General features: G+C 77.1%; 2 protein-coding genes. One reads left to right on the top strand and one right to left on the bottom strand.

The features are described from left to right. Positions 1-690 (bottom strand): alpha/beta fold hydrolase (locus DVA66_RS18865; RefSeq protein WP_114561400.1); only part of this gene is annotated, 690 nt, incomplete at its 3' end. A gap of 151 nt (positions 691-841) precedes the next feature. Between DVA66_RS18865 and DVA66_RS21085 the strand changes: the two genes are divergently transcribed. Beyond that, the coding region (locus DVA66_RS21085) for a BTAD domain-containing putative transcriptional regulator (protein ID WP_198671944.1) at positions 842-3,053 on the top strand (2,212 nt) is incomplete at its 3' end.

Raw genomic sequence — 3,053 nt, 5'->3', positions numbered from 1 at the left:
CCAGTCGGCGCCCCGCATACGCCGCCGGGTCTCGGCGACCGCTGCCGCGACCGCCTCCGGCGCGATCCGGGCGGAGTGCGCGGTGGCGTCGCGCAGCTGCTGGTCCACCACCTGCTCCGGGGGCAGCCGGCGCAGGCCGCGTGCCACCAGGGCGCCGACGCCCGGCAGGCGCAGCGCCAGCAGCCGCAGCGCGAGGGGGACGTCCAGCGCCCCGCGGTCGAGCCGGGGCACCGGCGGGCTGAGCAGGACCAGCCGTTCGACCAGGTCGGGCCGGCGTGCGGTCAGCAGCAGGGCGAGCACTCCGCCGAGGGAGTGACCCACCAGCACCACCGGTCGTCGGCACACCTGCGTGAGGAAGGTCTCCAGCACCCGCAGGTCGTCCTCGATCGCGTCCCCCCGCGCCCGGCTGCGGCTCGCGCCGTGGCCGACCAGGTCGACGGCACGGACGCGGCCGCGGTGGCTGAGCAGCGGCGCCACCAGCCCCCAGTTCAGCGCCGAGCCGCCGAGGCCGTGGACGCAGACCAGGACCGGTCCGTCGGCCGGACCGGCGAAGTCCAGGTAGTGCACGGGTCCGCCGATGTCGACGGTGCGGGACGTCGCGGACGGCGGCCAGCCGCTCGACGGACTGTCGTCGTGCTCTCCGGGCCGGCGGGGGACCGCCGGGTCCCCGGTCGTGGTGTCCTCGCTCATCAGTTCCTTCCGCTCCGGCGACCACGTCCCCCCGTCCGTGGCCGACCTGGGGGAACTCTGACCGGACCGGCTTGCAGGATGCTTGCAGACCCCGTCGGCGCTCCCCGCTCCGAACCACACCCCAGCCGGGGCCGCCGTGCAAGACTTCGCTGTGCCAGTCGGAGGCGCCAGGGACGCGGTGGTCAGCGGTGCCGGTCGGCGTCCGCGTGCGGCCCCGACCGGGCCGGACGCCGACCGCCAGCCGCTCGTCCGGCTGCTCGGACCCGTGCAGGCGGTGGTGGCGGGTCGACCCGTCGCCTTCCCCTCCCCGAAGGCCCGTGCGCTCTTCGCCCGACTGGCCCTGGAGCCGGGTCGGACGGTGTCGGTCACCCGGCTGCTGGAGTGGTTGTGGGGCGACGACCCGCCCGACACCGCCACCGCCACCCTGCAGGCCTACGTGTCGCGGCTGCGCCGGGTCCTGGGTGACGGTGTCGACCCGTCGGCCGCCGTGGCCGACGTCCTGCGGATCCGCCGCCGGCCGCCGGGCTACGTCCTCGATGCTCCCCACCTGGCGGTGGACACCGAGCTCTTCGACAGGCTGTCGGCGGCGGCCGAGGAGCAGCTGGACGCCGACCCCCACGCCGCGGTGGCGCTGTCGCGTCGCGCCCTCGGCCTGGTCCGCGGCGAACCGCTGTCCGACGTCGTCGACCAGCTGCCGCCGAGCGGGGCGGCGGAGGTCCACCGGCTGGTCGAGCAGGTCCTCAGCACCCGGGAGCGCCACGTCGACGCCCTGCTCAGGACCGGCGACGCCGAGACGGCCCTGCTGCAGACGATCGACCTGCTCACCGAGCACCCGCTCCGCGAACGCTCCCAGGCGCTGCACCTGCTGGCGCTCTCCCGGTGCGGTCGGCAGGCGGAGGCGGTGGCGGCCTACGACCGCTTCCGACGGCGGCTGGGCGCCGAGCTCGGGATCGAGCCGGGCCCCCGGCTGCGCCGTCTGCACGTGCGCCTGCTGCAGCAGGACGCCTCTCTGGAGCCGGCTCCGGTGCGGTCGTCCGGCACGACCGGCACCGCCGCGGGCGTGACCGACGACCCGACCGACCTCAGCATCGGCCGGGACGTCCCGCTGGGACGTCTGGACGCGGCTCTGGCCGCAGCCGAGGACGGCCGGGGGTCGGTGTGGCTGGTGACCGGCGAGGCGGGGATCGGCAAGACCACGCTGTGCCGGGACGTGGCGGCGCGGGCCCGGCGCAGGGGTTGGTCGACCGTGTGGGGCCGGGGGCGGGATCCGGCCGGCACGAACCACTCCTACCGGCTGTGGACGCCGGTGCTGCGCGCGCTGCCGGAGCTGTCCGGTCACCCCGGCTCGGACGTCCTCGCCGGCGCGGCTCCCGACCCGGCGGCCCTGCCGGCGGCCTCGCTGCCGGCCTCCCGAGCCGCCCTGCACGGGGATCTCGCCGAGCTGCTCGCCGACCGGGCCCGCCGGCGGCTGCTGGTCGTCCTCGAGGACCTGCAGGAGGCCGACCCGCTGTCGCTGGAGCTGCTGGGCGCGGTCGTCGAGGCGGCGGCAGGCTCGTCCCTGGTGCTCCTGTGCACCCTGCGCGCGCCCGGGCCGTCCGCCTCCCCGGCCCTCACCGGACTGCTGGGGCGGCTGGTCGGCCCGGACTCCCACCAGATCCGGCTGACCGGCTTGCCGCCCGACCACGCCAAGATGCTGCTCACCCGGCGGCTGCGGCAGCCGGTGGACGCCGACCGCGTCGACGCGGTCGCCGCCAGGGCTGAGGGAAACCCCTTCTTCCTGGTCGAGCTGGCCCGTCTGCTCGACGAGCGTCCCGCCGCCGCCCCGACCGACCCGGCCGGGGACGTCCCGACCACGGTGGTGGCGGTGCTGCGGGACCGGCTCGCCGCCCTGAGCCCCCGCACCCGACGTCTCCTCGAGGTGTCCGCGGTCGTGGGCCGGGAGGCCGGGTTCACCGTGCTGGAGCAGGTCAGCGGCCTGTCCGCCACCGACCTGGACGCGGCCCTGGCCGAGGCCGTGGAGACCGGGTTCGTCACCGAGCAGCTGCTGCCCGCGCCGCGGGTCTGCTTCACCCACGGCCTGGTCCACGAGGCCCTCTACGCGCAGCTGCGGCCGGTGGCGCGCGCCCGGTGGCACGCGGCCGTCGGCATCGAGCTGGCCACCGGTCGCCACCACACCAGCGTCGACGAGCTCGCCCACCACCTGCTGCTCGGTGCCGAGGTCGCCGGTCCGGCGGCCGCGCTCCCGGCGCTGCTGCAGGCCTCGCGGCGGGCCGCCGCCCAGACGGCCCTGGAGCACGCGGAGCGGTTGCTGCGGCAGGCGCTGGCGCTGACCACCCGGCTGCCGGCCGGCGCCGAGCGCGACC

It is taken from the genome of Desertihabitans aurantiacus (assembly GCF_003344635.1).
GTDB lineage: Bacteria > Actinomycetota > Actinomycetes > Propionibacteriales > Propionibacteriaceae > Desertihabitans > Desertihabitans aurantiacus.
Note: the sequence above shows the minus strand (reverse complement) of the source record. Positions and strands in the feature narration are given on the sequence as shown.